Source organism: Spirulina sp. 06S082 (assembly GCF_034932145.1).
GTDB lineage: Bacteria > Cyanobacteriota > Cyanobacteriia > Cyanobacteriales > Spirulinaceae > CCY15215.
In genome coordinates, this window is the sequence record NZ_JAYGHV010000088.1 from 1 (window position 1) to 3,118 (window position 3,118).

The window sequence follows — 3,118 nt, forward strand, 5'->3', positions numbered from 1 at the left end:
CTCCAACTCCTTCCCCCCGAAAAAATAATCCACCCCCTAATCCTCCAACTCCAACTCCTGCACCGGAAACTCCTAAACCGACTCCAACCCCTTCACCGGAAACTCCTAAACCAACTCCAACCCCTTCACCGGAAACTCCTAAACCGACTCCAACCCCTTCACCGGAAACTCCTAAACCAACTCCAACTCCTTCACCAGAAACCCCTAAACCAACTCCAACTCCTTCACCGGAAACCCCTACTCCCTCCGATGGCGATCGCTTTATAGCAACTATTGGCGATCTGCAACTCACTCAAGGCGATCGCGATATTCCCGATCGCCTTGCAAGACGCAAACAAAACGAGAAACAATTGAACGCGATCGACTATTTAACTCCTCTCGGACTTAATATTGAGGGAGAGTTTGCGATCGAAGTTGTTGCCGCGATCGACAGTAATGGTAAACCCTCAGTTTATCCAGAATCTATACAAGTTCTTTCTGGTAATATTCCCTTAGAAAAAGCAAAGAAATTAGCGATAAAAATTATCGAACAGTGGGAATTTGAACCAACTTATATGGGTAGTGAACCTGTTGTGCAAGAATATCGCATTCGTTTAAGCACTCGTCGTTTTTAGCTTTGTGATGGGAGAAATAAAAAAGCGATCGCGAAATGCGCGATCGCCCCTTTCCAAATAACGAGTAACTGGTGACTGTTGCTTCTTGCCTGTTTTACACTTCTACTGTTGCAGGTTCTAATACCAAAGCCTTCATGAGGCGATCGATATCAAAATGCTGCTGCATCAAGTCTCGAATACAATCTACTTTAATGGCTTCTTGTAAGCGAACTTGGCCGAAAGCGCGATCGGCAATTTCCACCGTTGTCAATGTATCCAAATCAACAGATAAAATGGGAATTTCCAAATCTTCAGCGCGAGTGAGAACAAAATCTTGGGGAGGGGCATGACCCGTTAAAATCAAACAATTAGTTGAGGTTTCCAAAGCCGCTAATTGTAGTTCGCTGCGATCGCCCCCCGTCACCACAGCCATATTTTTTCCCTTGCGGAAATACTCCAAAGCGGAGTTGACATTCATCGCCCCAATGGTCAGAGTTTCCACCATTAAATCTAAGCGATCTTCCCGACAGAGAATTTTAGCCTTCAGTTTCTTGGCCAATTCGCGAACACTGACACTGCGTAAGAGATTATTGCGAGGTAATCGACCAAAAACCTCGATATTTTGTCTTTCTAGAAACGGTTGGATCTCCGTTTCTACCCCTTGCCAATCTTGTTCGGGGATATCGCTAATTAATACCCCTAAAAGGCGATCGCCTAAGCTGATTTTGGCAGCTAGGAGGCGATCGAGCAATTCTAGAGAATGATAGCGTGCCACCAATAACACTGACGAATCCAATTGTTCAGCCATTTGGTTCAACGATAAGTCAAATAGCTGCCCTTCCGAAAGAGTCGAAGGACCTTCGAGCAAAATCAAATCTCCTGCGATATTACTAACGTAAGTATCGAGTAGTTTTGTGTTATCTTGCCTCTGTTCGTTTTGTAACTGTTTGCGGATAGTTAATTCATCCAAACAGAGTATTGGGGCTTTGCGGTGGCGTTCTGAAAGATCGAGTGCGCCCGCCATAAAACGAACATCCTCTTCGCTTGCATCCGTCAGATTCCGATCCAGACTTTGACTGGGATAGGTTCCCAGAGGCTTTCCATAACCGATCGCGATTCCTTTTTTCTGAAGCTGATGGGCTATCCCGATAATCGTTGCGGACTTCCCACCGTACACTTCAGTCGATCCGACTAATAAACATTTGGTTTTCGGCATCACCCTCACTCCGTTGCTTTTGTACTCTAATGATTGAATCTTTGTAACTTAATCCTGTTGACTTATCCTTCGGCTCGTAATAATTTACGATAAAATCCTCTGGAAAAATCGGTAACTTTAGTGCGTTTGTAACTCGCAATTACTTCAATTAAGTGATCTACAAAGTCTGAATTTTGCATATCGACTTCGTAACTGAGTTCCGCATTGCCATCAAATTGCAGGCGACAGCGAGTGAGTTCCGCCGGAAGTTTAGAGACAAACCACGTAGCAACAAAAGGAACGCCTTCCTCTCGGCCTTCAATGGGGCGTTCTCCCTCGAGAGAACCTGTTTGATAGAGGCCGATTGCATAAGGGAGAATTTGACGTTTCTGCCCTTGAAAGTAAGGTTGATATACCATCCACACTGCTTTCTGAGCGGGTTTTAGGCTATCTAAAGACATGGCAAATCTTCTCGAACTTTCCTGTATAATATGCCTATCTTACAGAACTTAGTAGCAAACCCCTAGAGATAATCGATCGAATTTAGATAATTGACTCAGGATTTTTTCTGGCGATCGCGTTTTGACCTGCTCAAAGGGAAGTAAAAAGGTGCTATAATCGGAAACTGTAAGAAAAAATATCTTGCGCCGGGATGTAGCGCAGCTTGGTAGCGCACTTCGTTCGGGACGAAGGGGCCGCAGGTTCAAATCCTGTCATCCCGATTCAACTAAAAACCTTATCTTCCGGTATTGAGAATGCTGCTGAACCTACAAAAAGGGCTGTGGTCTTTCCAGAATTGCGCTTGTCAACAATGTCAAATAATAGCTTAACCTCAAAAAAAAGATTAACTTGGATCGATTTAACCAAAGGATTGGCAATTTTGGGGATTGTTTTTTTTCATTTTTTCCAAAATTATCCCGATCGCTTGGATTGGGTTATTGCCTTGGATCGAGTTGGAGCTAAAATTGGTTATGGTGCAGTTGATGTCTTTTTTGTCATTGCTGGCTTTAACATCAGTTATGGTTTAGCTTTGAAGGCGCAAAAAAATAACTTAACTAACATTACAACGGATTGGCGATCGTGGCTGATAAAAAGGTTAAATCGACTTTATCCCACGTATTTTCTTGCTATTGGAGTCACTCTGTTACTTTACGGTGTTGTCAATCAATCAAGAGAATACTACAATTTTAAATTTCTTTTAACAGTTTTGGGTTTTGCGGGTTCGAGTTCTGCTTTTATTAATGCTGGACTCTGGTTTTTTACTGTTATTTTACAGGCTTATTTAATTACTCCAATTATTTTCTGGATCTGCAATAGTCAGCCTCGAAAA

4 protein-coding genes and 1 tRNA gene are annotated in these 3,118 nt (G+C 43.0%); 3 read left to right on the forward strand and 2 right to left on the reverse strand.

What is annotated here, in order from left to right; all coding sequences use genetic code 11:
- Window positions 1-614, forward strand: a 614-nt coding sequence (locus tag VB714_RS07095) for a hypothetical protein (RefSeq protein WP_323222535.1), incomplete at its 5' end; no start/stop codon positions are given.
- Between the two features lie 94 nt (window positions 615-708).
- Here VB714_RS07095 and VB714_RS07100 read toward each other — a convergent pair.
- Both VB714_RS07100 and ebsA read right to left on the reverse strand, forming a co-directional pair.
- The gene (locus VB714_RS07100) at window positions 709-1,809 is read right to left on the reverse strand and encodes a phosphotransacetylase family protein (protein ID WP_323222536.1); all 1,101 of its coding nucleotides are present in this window, start codon (window positions 1,807-1,809) and stop codon (window positions 709-711) included.
- Between the two features lie 62 nt (window positions 1,810-1,871).
- A complete protein-coding gene (gene ebsA / locus VB714_RS07105) occupies window positions 1,872-2,249 on the reverse strand; it encodes a type IV pilus biogenesis protein EbsA (protein ID WP_204102008.1) in 378 nt (125 codons plus the stop codon).
- A 187-nt stretch (window positions 2,250-2,436) separates the two neighbouring features.
- Between ebsA and VB714_RS07110 the strand changes: the two genes are divergently transcribed.
- Window positions 2,437-2,510: transfer RNA gene (locus VB714_RS07110), tRNA-Pro, on the forward strand.
- Window positions 2,511-2,599: 89 nt separating this feature from the next.
- Window positions 2,600-3,118 (forward strand): acyltransferase family protein (locus VB714_RS07115; RefSeq protein WP_323222538.1); only part of this gene is annotated, 519 nt, incomplete at its 3' end.

What these genes read in the sequence shown, in the direction of transcription:
- VB714_RS07100 (WP_323222536.1), bottom strand. Translation starts at nt 1,809, where the DNA reads ATGCCGAAAACCAAATGTTTATTAGTCGGATCGACTGAAGTGTACGGT.
- ebsA (WP_204102008.1), bottom strand. Translation starts at nt 2,249, where the DNA reads ATGTCTTTAGATAGCCTAAAACCCGCTCAGAAAGCAGTGTGGATGGTA.